The sequence below is a fragment of the Clostridium sp. genome, assembly GCF_051278035.1.
Classification (GTDB): Bacteria; Bacillota; Clostridia; order Clostridiales; family Clostridiaceae; genus Clostridium_AD.
The window spans coordinates 1-17,353 of sequence record NZ_JBNMNU010000044.1 but is presented as its reverse complement, the minus strand read 5'-3'; the positions used below and the strand labels follow the sequence as shown (position 1 = coordinate 17,353).

The 17,353-nt window shown below is 29.5% G+C and carries 16 protein-coding genes, 1 tRNA gene and 1 pseudogene; 10 read left to right on the top strand and 8 right to left on the bottom strand.

Translation table 11 applies throughout. The features are described from left to right. Nucleotides 1-68 precede the first annotated feature (68 nt). Genes ACJAX4_RS08680 through ACJAX4_RS08665 form a run of 4 tightly spaced genes read left to right on the top strand, consistent with a single transcriptional unit; the run spans nt 69 to nt 5,052 of the window. Nucleotides 69-1,550 (top strand): spore germination protein, encoded by a 1,482-nt coding sequence (locus tag ACJAX4_RS08680; protein ID WP_435789064.1) that lies wholly within the window; start codon nt 69-71, stop codon nt 1,548-1,550. Then, on the top strand, nt 1,547-2,641 hold the full coding sequence (locus tag ACJAX4_RS08675; RefSeq protein ID WP_435789063.1) for a GerAB/ArcD/ProY family transporter: 1,095 nt from the start codon (nt 1,547-1,549) through the stop codon (nt 2,639-2,641). The genes ACJAX4_RS08680 and ACJAX4_RS08675 overlap by 4 nt, the downstream gene beginning before the upstream one ends. A 58-nt stretch (nt 2,642-2,699) precedes the next feature. Continuing rightward, a complete protein-coding gene (locus ACJAX4_RS08670; protein WP_435789062.1) occupies nt 2,700-3,863 on the top strand; it encodes a Ger(x)C family spore germination protein in 1,164 nt (387 codons plus the stop codon). Nucleotides 3,864-3,909: 46 nt separating this feature from the next. After that, complete coding sequence (locus ACJAX4_RS08665; protein WP_435789061.1) at nt 3,910-5,052, top strand: GerAB/ArcD/ProY family transporter; 1,143 nt, start codon at nt 3,910-3,912, stop codon at nt 5,050-5,052. Between the two features lie 5 nt (nt 5,053-5,057). Here the strand turns inward: ACJAX4_RS08665 and ACJAX4_RS08660 are convergent, their stop codons facing one another. The 4 genes from ACJAX4_RS08660 to ACJAX4_RS08645 form a co-directional block, all read right to left on the bottom strand. Then, nucleotides 5,058-6,299, bottom strand: coding sequence for a hypothetical protein (locus tag ACJAX4_RS08660; protein WP_435789060.1), 1,242 nt, complete (start codon nt 6,297-6,299; stop codon nt 5,058-5,060). Nucleotides 6,300-6,471: 172 nt separating this feature from the next. After that, the gene (locus ACJAX4_RS08655) at nt 6,472-7,701 is read right to left on the bottom strand and encodes an aminopeptidase (protein ID WP_435789059.1); all 1,230 of its coding nucleotides are present in this window, start codon (nt 7,699-7,701) and stop codon (nt 6,472-6,474) included. A gap of 159 nt (nt 7,702-7,860) precedes the next feature. Continuing rightward, a complete protein-coding gene (gene abc-f, locus ACJAX4_RS08650; RefSeq protein WP_435789058.1) occupies nt 7,861-9,759 on the bottom strand; it encodes a ribosomal protection-like ABC-F family protein in 1,899 nt (632 codons plus the stop codon). Nucleotides 9,760-9,954: 195 nt separating this feature from the next. Beyond that, a complete protein-coding gene (locus ACJAX4_RS08645; protein WP_435789057.1) occupies nt 9,955-10,104 on the bottom strand; it encodes a hypothetical protein in 150 nt (49 codons plus the stop codon). Between the two features lie 184 nt (nt 10,105-10,288). On the opposite strand from ACJAX4_RS08645, the gene ACJAX4_RS08640 reads away from it, so the two are divergent. After that, the gene (locus ACJAX4_RS08640; protein ID WP_435789056.1) at nt 10,289-10,867 is read left to right on the top strand and encodes a hypothetical protein; all 579 of its coding nucleotides are present in this window, start codon (nt 10,289-10,291) and stop codon (nt 10,865-10,867) included. A gap of 77 nt (nt 10,868-10,944) precedes the next feature. Here ACJAX4_RS08640 and ACJAX4_RS08635 read toward each other — a convergent pair whose 3' ends face one another. Then, a complete protein-coding gene (locus ACJAX4_RS08635; protein WP_435789055.1) occupies nt 10,945-11,292 on the bottom strand; it encodes a YggT family protein in 348 nt (115 codons plus the stop codon). Between the two features lie 406 nt (nt 11,293-11,698). Here ACJAX4_RS08635 and ACJAX4_RS08630 point away from each other — a divergent pair, with 406 nt between their 5' ends. Genes ACJAX4_RS08630 through nagB form a run of 4 tightly spaced genes read left to right on the top strand, consistent with a single transcriptional unit; the run spans nt 11,699 to nt 15,198 of the window. Further along, nucleotides 11,699-12,430, top strand: coding sequence for a GntR family transcriptional regulator (locus ACJAX4_RS08630; RefSeq protein ID WP_435789054.1), 732 nt, complete (start codon nt 11,699-11,701; stop codon nt 12,428-12,430). 11 nt (nt 12,431-12,441) lie between these two features. After that, a complete protein-coding gene (murQ, locus tag ACJAX4_RS08625) occupies nt 12,442-13,320 on the top strand; it encodes an N-acetylmuramic acid 6-phosphate etherase (protein WP_435789053.1) in 879 nt (292 codons plus the stop codon). After that, nucleotides 13,304-14,473 (top strand): N-acetylglucosamine-6-phosphate deacetylase, encoded by a 1,170-nt coding sequence (nagA, locus tag ACJAX4_RS08620; protein ID WP_435789052.1) that lies wholly within the window; start codon nt 13,304-13,306, stop codon nt 14,471-14,473. The genes murQ and nagA overlap by 17 nt, the downstream gene beginning before the upstream one ends. After that, nucleotides 14,473-15,198 carry a glucosamine-6-phosphate deaminase gene (gene nagB, locus ACJAX4_RS08615; RefSeq protein ID WP_435789051.1) on the top strand — a complete coding sequence of 242 codons (726 nt, stop codon included), beginning with the start codon at nt 14,473-14,475 and terminating at the stop codon, nt 15,196-15,198. Before nagA ends, nagB begins: the two co-directional genes overlap by 1 nt. Before the next feature lie 106 nt (nt 15,199-15,304). On the opposite strand, the gene ACJAX4_RS08610 is transcribed toward nagB, so the two are convergent. The 3 genes from ACJAX4_RS08610 to ACJAX4_RS08600 form a co-directional block, all read right to left on the bottom strand. Then, a tRNA-Ser gene (locus tag ACJAX4_RS08610) sits at nt 15,305-15,407 on the bottom strand. Between the two features lie 113 nt (nt 15,408-15,520). Then, complete coding sequence (locus tag ACJAX4_RS08605) at nt 15,521-16,111, bottom strand: hypothetical protein (protein WP_435789050.1); 591 nt, start codon at nt 16,109-16,111, stop codon at nt 15,521-15,523. 7 nt (nt 16,112-16,118) lie between these two features. Beyond that, a complete protein-coding gene (locus ACJAX4_RS08600) occupies nt 16,119-16,376 on the bottom strand; it encodes a hypothetical protein (RefSeq protein ID WP_435789049.1) in 258 nt (85 codons plus the stop codon). Between the two features lie 180 nt (nt 16,377-16,556). On the opposite strand from ACJAX4_RS08600, the pseudogene ACJAX4_RS08595 reads away from it, so the two are divergent. Beyond that, nucleotides 16,557-16,667, top strand: a pseudogene (locus ACJAX4_RS08595) (DNA ligase); the annotation flags it as partial. Nucleotides 16,668-17,353: the final 686 nt, after the last annotated feature.

Genomic DNA, 17,353 nt, shown 5'->3' with positions numbered 1-17,353 from the left:
TTTAAGACATTAAAAAGATGAATGAATAAAAATTTCTTTTTTTGCCAAAAATATATAGAGGTGATTATATGTCAGAAAATAGTTATAGCACTCAAATTGATTTTATCACAAATGAAATCGGAAAGAAAAACCCAATAATAATTAAAAATTTTTACCTAGGAATAACTAAACCATTAAATGCATCTATAATTTATATAAATGGTTTAAGCAATAAGGATATTATAAATAGAGACATATTAACCCCATTAATGCTTCATATTAACGAGACTTTAGACGCTAAAGAAGATACACCTGATTATTTAGCTAAAAAGTATATAGTTATGTGTAATACTTTAATCGAAAATGATATTAATATTGTAATTAACTCTTTAAAGAGTGGTAAATCTGTAATTTTAATAGAAAATATTAATAGTTTTATAGTCATTGACACTACCGCTGGAAACTATCGCAGCATATCTGACCCCCCAATTGAATCCCCAGTTAGAGGATCACGAGAAGGTTTTATTGAAAACCTTGAAACAAACATTAGTATGCTAAGGCGCAATATTAAAGACAAAAACCTTTCAATAGAGAACTTTAAAGTCGGGAGGCGTTCTCAAACTGATTTAGCTCTTATGTATATTGATGATATAGTAGATAAAGATGTATTAAGTGAAGTCCGCACAAGAATAACGGCTATTGATGTAGATTCAATAATAGATTCTGGTCAGATTGAGCAATATATTGAAGATTCGCCTTTATGCATATTTCCACAAGTTTTCGGTACAGAATCCCCTAGCATTGTAAAAGGAAACTTAATGGAAGGTAGAATTGCAATTATTTTAAATGGAACTCCCTTTGTTCTTACTGTACCAGCCGTATTTGTTGAATTCTTTCAAGCCCCAGACGATTATAACGAAAGAACTATAATATCTACCTTCTCAAGAATTTTACGTTGTATTGCGGTTTTTACGGTTATAACCTTGCCTGCAATATATTTAACTCTAATTCAATTTAATGCTGAACTAATCCCCGTTAAATTTATTAATCCTATAGTAAATTCAAGAGAAGGTATAGCTTTAACACCTTTCCTTGAACTCATGGCAATGGAACTAGTAGTTGAATTTTTAAGAGAAGGTGGTCTTAGACTACCTCCAAAAATAGCCACAACTTTAAGTATTGTCGGAGGTATCATTGTAGGTAATTCTGCAATTGAATCCAAAGTAGTAAGCAATACTACTTTGCTTATTGTAGGGGTTGCTGTTATTTCCACTTTTCTAATACCTAACTATGAAATGGCATTAAGCATAAGATTTGTAAGATTTCCAATGCTCTTCCTAGCAAATTCAATAGGTTTCTTAGGAATAGCTGCTGGTTGGTTTGTATTACTAATACAACTTTTTTCCTTAGAAAGTTTTGGGGTTCCTTATTTTTCTTTATATCAAAAAGACATGAAGGATATATTTATTAGAGCTCCATTATGGAAGATGAACGATAGACCTGAAGCAATTCCAAATAATAATGCTGTTCGCCAAAGTGATTTTAGAACTAAATGGTGGAGGAAAAAATGAATAAAAATAAAAATAGCCTATTAACCAAAAATCAACTTACATTTTTAATAATAGGTTTCGCACTTGGACCCGCATTTTTCAAATTACCAAACGCTCTTTCCCCAATATCTAAGCAAGATTCATGGATTTCTGCTACCATTGCACTTTTGTACCCTTTATATATGCTTATTATAGCAAATTATATCATAAGCAATCATCCCAAAGAAAATCTGCTCATGTTAAATAAAAAGTACTTTGGTTGCATATTTGGGAGTATCTTTAACTCTATATTTTTAATGCAGGTTATCTTTTATACATGTGCAATAATATTAGATTTTTCTACCTTAATTAGATTGTATATTGTTGCATTTTTGACTCCTATTAAGGTTATTCTTATCACAATATTTCTATGTGTTTACCTCTGTTCTAAAGGGTTAAAAGTTCTATCACAAATAACCGAACTTGTCTCTTATTTTTTATTTTTTATGATACTATTTTCTTTTAGCGCTTTAAAGTACGGTAGTATTCTTAATATACAGCCTATAATGGGTTCGAATTTAAAAGATATATTTTCGGCTACTAAAGAGTCTGCTTATTTTTATATTGGTTTTGAGTTTTTACTTTTATATCACCCTTTTGCTAAAGATACTAAGGATATAAAAAAAGCTAGTATAAGAGCGATTACTATAGCAGGACTCATATGGGTATGGTCAGTTTTTATAACAACATATTACTTAGGAATAGACATAATACCCAAAAGTTTTTATTCCTTTCTTTTAGTGTTCGAAAGCATCCATGTTCCAATACTTAATAATTTCAGATATATAATCATGTTTGTTTGGACTCTAATATCATTTAGAATAATATCCATTTACTATTTTAGTTCATCCTTTATATTAAATGATTTTACAAAAATTCATATTAAAAAACTCAACTTATTACTGTCACCGATAGTATTATTTTTGTGTACAAATTCAACTGTAGTAAAAATTGTGTTTGATGGAGAGCAAGTAATATTTACTTCAAAACTTTTAGTCGTTTTTAATATTATTTTTTTATCTATACTATCATTATTAGTATTTGTAAAATCCAAATGTGAAACACAAATTTAAAGCAGTTCTGATCCTATATTATTGTGTACTATGCTAAATCTAAAAAAGGGAGACAATTATGTTCAAATATAATATTAATAATAGTAAGACATACCAGAGTATTATTAAAAAGAAAAATATAATTATTTCTTTCCTTACTATAATGCTATATATATTTTTTTCCGCCGGAAATACTTCAATGCCTGTAGAAGATTTAAGCATAATTGCTGGGATAGGAGCAGATTTAAATAATAGTTCTTCAGGATCTGTTGATTATTCAGTTCCGATTTCAGTATACAATTATACAGGCACACCAATTATTTATAATTTTTTACATATTGGAGTTGGGAAAACTATAGGGGAAACGCGGTCGGACAGACAGTTAAAAGATGATAAGATGTTTCTAGTAGGACTAGAAAAAGTATTGATATTTAGTGAAGATTTTGCGGAATTTGGTATTAGACCTATGATAGACATATTATTTAAAAATCCTAACGTAAATGATACTTCCATAGGCTTTGTCAGCAAAGTCAAATCAGAAGATATATTGAATTTACAAATTCAAGGCTTTCCAACTTCTTCAGATTATATTCAGGGAATCATAACACACGGTAATAAATTAAATTTCCTCTCGGATAACTACAAGCTTATAGATATGTTTGTAAGGATGGATTCTGAAGGAAGAAATATTGTACTGCCCTACGTTGAAATCAAAGATAACCTTCCCCAAATTACTGGCTTTGCATTATTTGATAAGGATAAAATGATAAGGAAAATAGGAATCCAAGATGCTAGGTATATGAATATGTTGCGAGAAAATAATGTTATAGGAATTCTAAGCATACAGAAAAGTCCAAAAGAATATATTGATTTTTCCGGCACATCAAAACGAAAAGTTAAATGTGAAAAAATAAATGAAAAATATAGTTTCACGGTGGATTTATCTATCACAGGTAATGTAGTTAGCAATAGTTTATATATTAATATGTATAGTGATAGTAACATAAAAAAGAAATTCGAAGATGATATGGCAAAATCCACCGAAGAAAATTGCAAAGGTTTTATAGAAAAAATGCAGTCAGAGTATAACCTTGACGTTCTTGAGCTTGGAAGAATTGCAGCAGCAACCTTTGGACGTGGTACAGGAATTAATTGGAATGAAGTCATATGTAATCCTGATTTAACAAATATAAAGGTTAATGTTGTAGTTAATGTAGATAATATGGGAAGAGGAGACTATTAATAGCAATAATATCAATATAGTCATCCCTGAATCATTGGAGGGAAAAATGAATAAGAAACAAATTACTTCTTTAACTTCATTTGAAATAACTTGTATTCTAATAGGTACTGTAATTGGAGTTTATATGTTAAGTTCTTCTATTACTATAACAAAAATATCCCATCAAGATGGCTGGTTAAGCATGTTTCTGGGAGCCATTTATCCTCTATACATTGTTTTTATTGCAGGTTATATTATCAAAAAACATCCTAAAGATAACATACTAACCTTGAGTAAAAAATATTTAGGTGTTATTATGGGAAACCTTTTAAATTTCGTCTTTCTCCTTCAGTTTATTTTATATATAACCTTTATGACGTCTACAATAATTAACATGCTTATAACCTATGGTATTAGTCATTCTTCTCCCATCAAAACTATTTTTGTGCTCATTACAATAGCAGCCTATGCATCATCAAAAGGAATCAAGACCCTTGCAAAAATAAATGTAATTGCTTTTTATATCCTGCTATTTCTCATCATACTTTCTTTGTTACCGATAAAATATGGGTCCATTCTAAACGTTATGCCTGTGGGTGGTTCTGGCATAACAAACGTACTCAAAGGTACAGTCGAGTCCTTACAATCATATGCTACAGTAGAAATTCTACTAATAATACATCCTTTTGCAAAAGAAAGTAAATCTGTAAAAAATGCAGCCCTTAAAGCTATTTTACTAATTTCTATTATATATACTTGGGTTATTTTTATTACTATTTATTACTTGGGGATAGAATTAATTCCTCATACCTTTTGGCCTACAATAATGGTTTTCCACAGCGTGCATGTAGCTTTATTTAATAATTTTGTTATAATATTTATGCTTTTATGGACGGTTCTCTTTTTAAAATCACTGGTTAATGAATATTTTGTTATTACTTTTATATTAAACGATTTCATTAAAGTAAATACAAAAAAAATATGTTTGTTTATATTTCCCCTAATAGTTTATTTATCATTCTTATTTTCCAGCGATCCCAAATTCGGCGAATATTTTAGTTCTTCAGCTATTTATATTCTATTATTTAATATTAGTTATGTTACTATTATATGTTTACTAATATTTATCAAACCAAAAAAGATAATCCGCAGCAGTGAACAAAAAATCCCTATAAGAAAAAGATCTTATAGGGATTTACATGTAAAATGAAATGTTTAGAATAAAACTAAATCATCATCAAAAACTATATGTTCGCTTTTAAATGTTTCTACACTATCTGTTTGCATATCAATGATAGAAGTTTTTTGACCATCTCTAATGTTTAAAGTAATTAAGTAACGACCACTTATACATTCTTGTGGATAACCTAATTTTTCTGCATATGTATAATCAATATTACCACTCATAATTTCTTTAACTCTTAGTTTACCTTTCGGAAAAAATCTTTTTTGAAAAATGACCTTATACTTTCCGTCTAAATTCCAAGTGTAACTAGCGGAATTTATAGTAGTATCCGCATCATTTTCTGATAGTAAAGTAACAGAGGTTTTTTCTATACTCTCCCTGTTCAATATAATCATAACATCATTTCTTACCTTCCCAAATTTATTTACTTCATAATATATATTATCACCATCTATGCCAGCAAAAAATTCGTAACCATCAATACCTTGAGTCTCCAAATTTACAAATTCTAATTTCTCTGAGCCTTCTTCAATTTCACTAATCAATTTTTTTACCTGGATGTATCTAATGCGATCTAAGTAAAAAAACTTATCTTTTTTAGATCTTTGTCCATCCCTTATATCATTATAAATCTGTACTTTATCATATGGTTCCAAATAGTTTTCTTCGTATACAATACACTGTTCATTTTTTAAATAGGTTTTAAAAAACACCGAACGAAGTCCTCTTAAGAAGTCTTTATCCTTTACTTCGAAATTCTTTTCACTACGCGAATTATAAATTATTGCTTTGTCATAGCCATAATTTTCTTCTGGTGTTTCAAAACTTTCAAATTCCTCAAATGTCAACGTATGCTCTTCCTTAAAAAAGACTATAAATCTATCCTCGTCTAATTTTTCTACTAATAGAGAATTAAATTTCTTATCCATTTCATAATTTAATACTGTTGTAACCTCAGAAGTATTAATGTTAACACTATTCAACGTATACTCATTAATTAAAATCTGCTTTTTAACAGTAACATAATAGAAGCCATCCTGCCCCTCTACTGTTTTCTGCTGAAAAAAATCTAATATTATTTTATCTCTCTGTGTATTCACTTTGGTCATTTTTTTATTATTAACTTCATAAGTATAATAATTTATAATTCCTAAATCACTAAAATCTTCGCTATATACTTTTTTCGTCTCCCTTAAAAAAAGTTTGCCATCTAATTTACAGACAGGTTCTAACTTATTGTTTGTTAGTTTTTTCAAATCAATTATTTCCATAACTTACTCCTTATGCGCAATTTAATACATGCATTGTAATTATTTACCAACGGATGTATTCTATTCATTAAAAACGATTTAGCTTATCATATTCATAACAAACATCATTATAATACAAAATAACTAGTCAGTATAATATCATACTGACTAGTTATTTTATTCTATTGCTTTATTAAAATGCAAAATTCCCATTTTTAAATACAGGTACTTCTTTTCCATCTCTTGTAATACCTATTATCTCTAAATCTTCTGTTCCAACCATAAAGTCTTCGTGAACAAAAGAATCATTTACTTCTAGTTTTTGGAGTTCCTGCTCACTTAAATTCTCACCATTTTTTATGCATACTGGATATGCTTTTCCAATAGCCAAATGACAAGAGGCATTTTCATCAAAAAGTGTATTATAAAATAATATGTTTGAATTAGATATTGGCGAATCATATGGTACCAATGCTACTTCACCAAGATAATATGATCCTTCATCCGTTTCAATAATACTCTTTAGACTATCGTATCCTTTTTCTGCTGTGAACTCTATAATTCGTCCTTCCTTAAAAGTAAGTGAGAAATCCTCTATCAGATTCCCATTATAGTTTAGAGGTTTTGAGCTTACAACTATTCCATTAACCCCAGTTTTTTTAGGAAGTGTAAATACCTCTTCAGTAGGCATATTGGCTATAAACTCTATACCTTCAGGTGTATAATCTGATCCTCCAAGCCATAAATGTTCTTCTGACAGTTCAATTTTAAGATCAGTACCTAATGAGTTTTTATATTGTAAATATTTAAAGTTGTTTGAATTTAAAAAATCCATACTTTTCTTTAGGTTTCCTTTATGGGTTTCCCATGATGCAACAGGGTCCATTGTATCAACTCTTACAGTTTTAAATATAGCGTCCCAAAGTTTTTCTACTGCTTTATCTTCAGAATCCTCTGGAAATACTTTTTTTGCCCATGATATAGTCGGAATTGATGCAATACACCAAACATTTCTATTGCTCATAAGCCTTTCTCTATATTCCTTTATTGCATTACTAGCTGCTTTATGCGCTTTTGCCATTCTCTCAGGATTAACATCCATCATAAGCTCAGGGTCAGAGGCTGAAATACTTAGGAACGCCGCTCCCTTGCGCACATTTGACAAATAAAAATCTCTCTGCCAGTCTGGGTATTCTTTGAAAACCTCATCTTGCGCATTCATAAATTTAATTTTTGAAGATAGCTCATCTCTCCAGTTTATAACTACATCTCTAGCTCCTTCATTATAAGCAATTTTTGACGCGATTCTAACAAAAGAAGCACACTCAATAGGAGCGTTAATAACGAGGATTTGATTCTTTTGAATATTAATTCCTGTCTTCACCAATAAAAGAGCATATTTTTCTAATAATTCATTGTTCATAGTAAAACTTCCCTTCTTTAATTTAGATAATTTATAAACTTTATTTATGTTATTTTAATGATATTCTCTAAGAAAATTATATCATAAAACATATATAATAAAATTAATAATCGATAAAATAGTCGCTATTAAAGCTAATTGCTTTCCCCATTAGATACACTAAGAGTTTTCAATATCCATCCACTTCTCAATAATCATGTCTAATTCATATTGAACTCTTTGTTTTTCATTTCCGAGCTCCATCAATATATCGTATTCACTGCCTTTATTATTCATTTCAATATCTATATCTCTAAGTTTTTCTTCAAGCTCTTTAATTGTATTTTCTAAGCTTTCTGCTTCTCTTCGTTTGTTGTTACTTGTTTGCTTTTGGGTATCTTCTTTACTCTTTAGTTTTTTCTCTTTTTCAATACTCGGAGTTTCAATTTTATTTCTCTTAAACTCATTTTTCTTTTCTTTATAATATTCATAATTCCCCTTGTAATCACTAATCTTTTTATCTTCAATTTCGCATATTCTCTCAGCAAGTTTGTTTATAAAAAACCTATCATGAGATATAAATAGTATAGTTCCACTAAACTCCATTAAAGCTTCTTCAAGATTTTCTCTTGAATCTATATCCAAATGATTTGTAGGTTCATCAAGTATCAAAAGATTTATATCATTTTGGATTAACATACAAAGCTTTAGTCTACTCTTTTCTCCTCCTGAAAGATTTTTAACCTTTTTAAAAACACTTTCTCCATAGAACAAGAACTTTGCAAGGATCCCCCGAGCCGGTCCTTCTAAAATATAAATATCCTCTCTAAAAGCTTCAAGCACTGTTAGTTCTTCATTATTAAAGCCAACGTTTTGAGGAAGATATCCTATTTGGGTGTTCGAGCCTAACCTTACCTCTCCACAATCTGCCTCTACTTCACCTAGAAGAGTTTTTATAATAGTTGATTTACCACTCCCATTATCACCTATTAAAGCTGTACGTTCGCCATATCTTACTTCTAAATACAAATCCTCTAATATTTTCTTATCATTAAAGCTTTTATATAAACCTTTAATGCTTAGGGTGTCCTTTCCAGATCTCTCTGTATCAGTAAAGTCTAATTGAATTTTTGGTTGATTCATTAGAGGCTTATCAACTTTTTCTATTTTATCTAATCTCTTTTGCATACTAGCCGCTCTTTTAAAAAACTTTTCATTATCCGCTTGAGTAGCCCATATCCTCAATTGCTTGATTGCTTTCTCCATAGCCTTTATTTTTTTCTGTTGATCTTTATACGCTTCAAATTGTTCAAAGACCCTTCTTTGCTTTTCAATAACATAATAGGAATAATTACCATCATAAAACGAATTTTCTTCATCTTCGATTTCAACTATTTTTGTTACAACTCTATCTAAAAAATATCTATCATGCGAAATAACAATTACTGTCCCTTTGTATACTTTAAGATAACCTTCAAGCCATTCTATAGATGTCACATCTAGATGATTGGATGGCTCATCTAAAAGAAGTATATCTGGATTCTCAAGAAGAATTTTACCAAGTATTACAATAGTTTTTTCACCGCCACTTAAACTAATAAAATCTCTGCTCAAAAATTTTTGATTAAACTTTAGCCCAGTGCAAACCTTACTCATTTTTTCTTCTATTTCATAACCGCCTTTTGTTTCATAGAGTTCATTAAGTTCTCCATATTTTCTTAATGCATATTCTAATTCTTTTTCCTTTAAAATAGACATCTGTGTCTCTAGTATTTTCATACTATCATTTATTCCATATTGAATTTTAAAGGCAATTTTTAAAACATCTATTACTTTGTACGATTCTGGGTAATCCGGTATTTGGTGTAAATAACCTATTGTTGCATTTTTTCTTATGGATATGCTACCTTTATCTTTGTTTTCCATACCAGCAATAATTTTAAGAACCGTAGTTTTACCTGTACCATTTTTTCCTATTAAACCAACTCTATCTCCATTTTGAACTTCAAAAGTAATATTTTCAAAAATCCTATTACCTCCAAAATATTTTCCTACTTCTTTTAATGCTAATTCTATCATTATAGATTCCTCCTATATTTTTAAACAATATAAATTTCCAAAACAAAATAAAAAACCCCAGTAAACGCCGTTACCAAGATTTTTAGTATTTTGATTATATATAAATTAGTTCTACTAACCAATTATTAATCTAAACAAAAAACCTAGGCAAGATATTCCTCACCTAGGCTTACAAATAACATAATTATAATGTATTTAAGGCAAAGATAACTCATTTCTTTTTAGTGATATATTCAATTTTGGGTAAACTTCTCCCGTAAAATTGAAATCAGTAAATGATATTCCAGATAATGCTATCGGTAATCTATCTAATATCATGTTTTCTAAAAGGAACTTAGCCATCATTTTCACCTCCATAAATAGTAATTTTGAAACTCTATTAATTAATATTACCATTAATCTTATTTAATATCAATATTGGTATTTATTATTTTTTTTAAATAAGACTTATTTCAATAACATTAATTTTTATCATTTTGGTTATACTAAATTCAAAGTAAAAATTATAAAATAATAAGGAGGATTTGTAATGAAAGTAAAAGCTATATTAATAATATCAGCTATATTAATTGTACTATCTGTTGGTTGTTCTAAAAAAGCTGAGGTGATACCCGATACACCAACAACACCACCAGCTACAACAACACCACCGGAAACAACACCTGATGTTGTAACCACAGCTTCGATAGTGGATACTGAGGCTGCTTTTGAAAAGGCCATAAGTAACGAGGGTACATGGATTATCGCCACATTAAAGGACTTATCTTTTGATAAAGATCTTGTTGTCGATGGTGAATATAAAAACGGTAAAAAAGATGATGAAGGTAAAGATATTATACAACGTAAAGTCGCTCTCTACGCTCAAGATGAAGATCGAAACGTAACCGCTAGATACACTTTGACTGCTCCAAAATTAACTTTTAGTAGTCCTATGGGAAGCATAGAACATGGAATTTTCAAAGGCGACCTTTATGTTACAGCAAGTAATTTCCAGTTAAAAGACGCGACTGTTGACGGTAATATATACTTCACTAATGAAGAAGCTAAATCAACATTCAAAATGGATGCTGACAGTAAAGTCACTGGGGTACAAGAAATGGAAAAATAATATGATATAAAATAAAAATCAGTTAACCTCTAATTGGTCAACTGATTTTTTATTTCTCTATTTCATAAAATGTTTCTTTATAATTTTTCAGTATCTTTACGATTACTACTAATCTCAATTAGTTTAACAATGCCCCATGCTATTACAGCATAAACAATCATAGCAATAATAAGTGGTGGTTCTAAAACTGATTGTGCCTCTAATCCCTTTGATACCGCTGTCTTGAATATACCACTGAATGGAGTTAAAAATAGACTTGTAAAAGAATATATCATATCTACAAATGTACTTTGAGGATTTGCTCCAAGAATTTTAAAAACAAGCCTAAATGCTAACAACACTTCCAAAACACCTAAGACATAGTAGATAATTTTTCTAACTTTTAAATTTCCTTTGTTTTCCCTATTTGCATTATTGCTTTCCATTTAATTTCCCTCCACTTTACTTTTGCTATTTTATACCCAAATTCCACGTTTAATAGTTATACTGATAGATTTATAGGATATTATGAGAAATTTAGTGTATTATTTTTATATTATACCATCTTAATTATTGCCTTTCAACTTTTCCAAAAAACAAAATATGCATTCTCTAAAACGTACCACTTGTGCCTAGTATGGCACGCCCTTATTGTTTTTTCATTATAGATTTAATATGAGATATAAATGGATTCCCATTAGAATTGGTTACATTTTATTTCCCTATACATCAGCCCAAATTGGTATATACAACATATTAACTATATGTTATACTAACCTATAGTTAAAGAAACATTTAGATATAATTTTTTTGATATTACTTTATAAAGTATGTTCCTAGGAGGAATTTTGTATGCGTATAGTTTCAAAAATTAACCCTCTACCCTTATATTATCAGCTTAAAGAAATTTTACAAGAAATGATTGAAAATGAAGAATTAAAGCCTGGTGATATGATCCCAGCGGAAAGAGAATTATGCGAAATTCAATGTGTAAGTAGAATGACTGTTAATAAAGCTATTATGTACCTTGTTAATGAAGGCATTATATATAGAGAACAGGGCAAAGGTACTTTTGTATCAGCCCCTAAAGAAAAACAACAAATTTCTAAATTAAAAGGCTTTACTGAAGAAATGGAGGATAAAGGGGTTAAATCTCAAACTAAAATTCTTTCCTTTAAATTAAAACCAGCCACAAAACAAATTAAAACAATATTAGAAATTGAAAATATGTCGACCCAATTAATAGAGATTAAAAGATTACGGTTAAGTAATGATGAACCACTTGCAATTGAAACTGTGTGGCTACCACATCATCTTTTTGATGATATGACAACCGCTATGATAGAAGGTAAATCTCTTTATTCTATTTTTAGAGAAACGTATGGCATAAATCCAATAAAGGCAAAACAGACAATAGAGCCAATAATTTTAAGTGAATATGAGTGCAACCTTTTAAACCAAACGCCACACTCCATAGCCCTTATGTTTAAAAGAACTACCTACACTCAAGATGGAACACCTATAGAATATACTAATTCAATTTATAGAAGTGATAGATATAAATATGAGATTATCTTAGAATAGGGGGCAAATTTATGAATTTGGATGAATTAAATACCATTGAAGTTTTGAAGCTAATTAATGACGGTGATAAGCAAATAGCCTGTGCAGTTGAAAAACAGTTAGATAATATTTCAAAGGCTGTCGACTTAATAGTAGAATCAATAGAAAATGAAGGCAGATTAATTTATATTGGTAGTGGTACAAGTGGAAAGCTTGGAGTTATAGATGCATCAGAATGCCCACCTACCTTTGGCACTGATGATTCACTTGTTGTGGGAATTGTTTCTGGAGGAACTGATGCTTTAAGTGGATGGCTTGAACATACTGAAGATGATACTGAGCTTGGTATTATAGATTTAAAAGAAATAGACCTTAGAAAAAACGATATTTTAGTTGGAATTACTGCCAGTGGAAATACGCCCTATGCAATAAGCGCTCTTAAGTATGGTAAATCTCTGGGTTGCAAGGCCATTGGAATTAGTTGTAGTGATTCGGGCCTTATTAATGAAATATGTGATGTTTCAATTCAGGTTATTGTAGGACCTGAGATATTACTTGGATCCACTAGAATGAAAGCTGGCACAGCTCAAAAGATGGTTTTAAATATGATAAGTACTACTGTAATGATTAAACTTGGCAAGACCTATTCTAATTTAATGGTTAACGTAAAACCTATTAATATTAAACTTCAAAATAGAGTTGTGGATATAGTTAAAGAAGCAACAAAAGCTGATGTAATTAAAGTTCGCACGGTAGTTCAGGAGTGCAACTATGATGCAAAAACCGCAATTATTGTAATCGAGACTGGAAGTAGCATTTTAGACGCAGTGAAATTATTAGAAAAGAGCAACGGAAACGTATGGAAAACTCTACAGTTATGGAGGTGTGATAAAATTGAAAATAATAATTAACGGAAAGATCCTTATTAAGAATGAGGTAGTTTACGGAAAATCACTATTGTTCGATGAAAAAATATTAGGATTTGTTGAAGCTGAAGATTTAGAAAAGCTGCTTCCCAGCTGTGATGAAATCATTGATGCAAAAGGAAATTTTGTATCCCCAGGATTTATTGATATGCATGTGCATGGTTCCGGTGGGTATGATGTAATGGATGGAACCGACGTGGCACTTAGCACTATAAGCAGCGCGCTTTCTGAGAATGGAGTTACAGGTTTTCTTCCAACTACCATGACTATGAGCGAAGAAAAGATATATGCTGCTCTTGACAATATACGTATCCATATGAAAAAGAAAATAAATGGAGCTAAAATTCTTGGAGCACATATGGAGGGTCCTTTTATAAATAAAAAGTATAAGGGAGCTCAAAAGGAAGATTTTATTATTAAGCCTAATTTTAAATTTGTTGAAGGTTATGTTGATGTTATAAAACTCATAACTCTAGCCCCTGAAGAGGATAATAAATTTGATTTTATTAAAGAGACTGTGAAAAAAACAAATATAATACTTTCAATAGGACACTCTAATGCGGAGTATGAAGAAACAATGGAAGCCATAAAATGTGGAATTAGCCACTCTACTCATACTTTTAATGCAATGACTCCACTAAATCATAGAAAACCTGGTATTGTAGGTGCAATTTTAAATAGCGATATATATTGTGAACTAATAGCAGACGGCATTCATGTTCATCCTGCAATATTTAATATATTAAAAAAAGTTAAGGGAACTAACAGAATAATTTTAATTACTGATTCAATGAGAGCAGGTTGTTTAAGAGATGGCGTATCCGAACTTGGAGGCCAAAAAGTGATAGTTAAAAATAATTCTGCAAGACTAGAAGACGGAACCTTAGCCGGAAGTATTCTAAAACTTAATGAAGGTGTTAAAAATTTTATGGATAATACTGATATTGATATATGTGAAGCAATCAGTTTGGTATCCATTAACCCTGCTAAAGAGCTTGGACTAGATACGGTAAAAGGTAGTCTTGAGGTAGGTAAGTACGCTGATATACTAATTTTAGATAGTGATTTTAATATTCAACAAACCATAGTAGAAGGCAATACAGTTTTTAAATCAAACGAAATGAAGAGGTGCTTATAATGAGAATTATTGTAGTAGACAATTACGAGGAAATGAGCTGGAAAGCTGCAAGCTTAGTTAGCAGTCAAATGATTTTAAAACCAAATACCATTCTAGGTTTAGCAACAGGAGATACACCCCTTGGAATGTATAGTGAACTCATAAAACTATATAATAAAAAGGAAATTGATTTTAGAGAAGTAAAATCTTTTAACTTAGATGAATATTACGGAATAGATGAAAATAATAGCCAAAGTTATTATTATTATATGATTAACAATTTCTTTAAACATATCAATATTCCACGTGAAAATATTAATGTTCCAAATGGAGATGCTGAAGATATTTTCAAAGAATGTTTGAGATATGAAAATAAAATTAAAAATTCTGGCGGCATTGACATTCAAGTTCTTGGAATAGGAGTTAATGGACACATAGGCTTTAATGAACCGGATATTAATTTTGAAGCTGAAACTCATCTTGTTAATTTAGATGACACTACTATAGAATCGAATTCTAGATTATTTAAGCGTATAGAGGATGTTCCCACAAAGGCAATTAGTATGGGAATAAAAACTATAATGTATTCAAAGAGAATTGTGCTTCTAGCAAGTGGACTGTCAAAAGCTGATGCTATTTATAAACTCATAAATGGTAAGATCAATCCTGAAATTCCTGCTTCTATCCTTCAACTACATCAAGATGTAACAGTTATTTTGGATAAAGATGCTGCCAGCAAATTATAAAATAACCTTATTAGGCTAAATAAAAGAGCAAAAACTTTTATCTTATTAATAGTTTTTGCCTTTTATTTATTATTTGTTTGTGATACAAATGATTTGTTATAAACTTTGGAGCTGAAAAAGGGGATCGAACCCTCGACCTACGCGTTACGAGTGCGTTAGATTGCTTATATTTACATTCAGTAAGTTATACTAACCATTGGTATATCAGCGTTTGTATCTATTGTCTTATATTATCTTATATTAAAAGTGGGTACTGTTTTTTAACATTAGTACCCAAATAGTACCCAATAATAAATTTTGAAATAATAACAAAAACCTTAGATTACACACTAACTTTTCTTCTTATTTCTTCGATTTGCTTATATTCTATTTTTTTATGTTTCTCTAGAAATTTATTGAATTGTCTATACTTATAATAATTAAAAGTATAGGGTATTTTTAATTTATGATCTTTTGATATTCTTACAAATTCATTGTAAATCTTAACTTGAAATTTAGCTAAATATATAAGATTTTCAATTACTTCTTCATGCATAAATTCTTCAACCTTTTCTCCTTCATACATTTTATTGTTAAAGCTTAAGCAAAATGCCTCTATTTCATTGTAAAACTCAATAAAACTTGAAAACGAAATTGAAAATATATTCATATTATTACAGTTTATTTCCTTATATTCTGCATTATGTATGTCAGTTGGTAATGTTTTTAATAGACTTATTTTTGTAACTTCTTTTATTAAATTACTTTTTTTATCCATTATTTCTTTATATCTAATTTCACATTTTTCACAAAGTTGTCTTTCTTTATCTATTTTATCTGTTTGAGATTTTCTTTTTTCTTTATTTGAATTTAAAACAAAAAATGTTATTGGTATTAAAACACCTGATACTATTAATATTGGGTTTATTTCCATCACATACCTACTTTTTCTTAGGACCTGATACAGATTTCATTATAAGTAATAACTGTTCTAGATCACTGTTATCACTTTCAGCTAAAACTTTTAATTTTTTAGCCGGATACTTACTTAATAAATATTTTCTTAATTCACTTCGTAATTTATCTATACTCTGTAAATTCTCTTTATTATTTCCAAGCCATTCGGATACATCATTTAACTCTTTATCATCTAAAACCATTCCAGTAATATTAAAAATTAGTAAGCTTAAATCATTCATAATCTTCCCCCTTAATATATAATTTTAACTATAATATACCATATTGTAGTAATAAAGTACATTTTTATAAATATTTACGAAAAAACTTCCCAATCTTGTTAATACCTATCATGTGCTAACATAATAAATTATTTAATATAGTTCAGTTAAAACGTTTATAGTTAGCAACTAGAGCCTACTCTTGTATGCATTGTAAAATATATGATGAAAACTGCAAACGGTTCCTTACGGCAACCCGTATTCAAAGGTTTAAGGGACGATAAATCACCAAATGATTGTATTGTAAAGTAACCCCATACTATTGTATAGGGTTATCCTTATGCCCATTCCGCCATTGCTAGCTATAGTACATTAGATCTTAAATAGTATCCACCTACAGCTTTATCTGTACTAAATGCAGATAAACTACTGATAATAATAAGTATCTATGTAATGTACATATAAAATATATAGATCAAATATATAGATCAAATATAACAGATATAATAATATCGAGTATAGCCGATATACATATAAAATAGTCCACATACTTAATATTGATTCCAGTATGTAGACTTAGTTGTTGAACAATATTAGAATATTTCGAATTATTTTTTATTTGAAAGTAGTTTTATTATCTGCTTTAGTTGGCTTGAGATAAGAAATAGTGTAGCGATTATTGCACCTAATAAAAGACTGTATTCTTTCATTTTAAATCCCCCTTATTTTTTTATTATTACTATTAAAATACAATAGTAGAAACATCGTAAAACTACGATTGATGAGTAATATTAGAAAGATACGACATATAAACACCTAAAGATTATCTTCATAATATTCACACTAAAGGTCAAGTTGATTTTTCAGTTTCTTACTTCTATAGAAAATAAAACTTCCACATATAACATAAAAAATCAAAACAATAATCCCTATTGGCATTTCATTGAAAATCTGTCCCGTATCTTGTGTCCCCTTATAAATCAGATGAATTGCAGGTA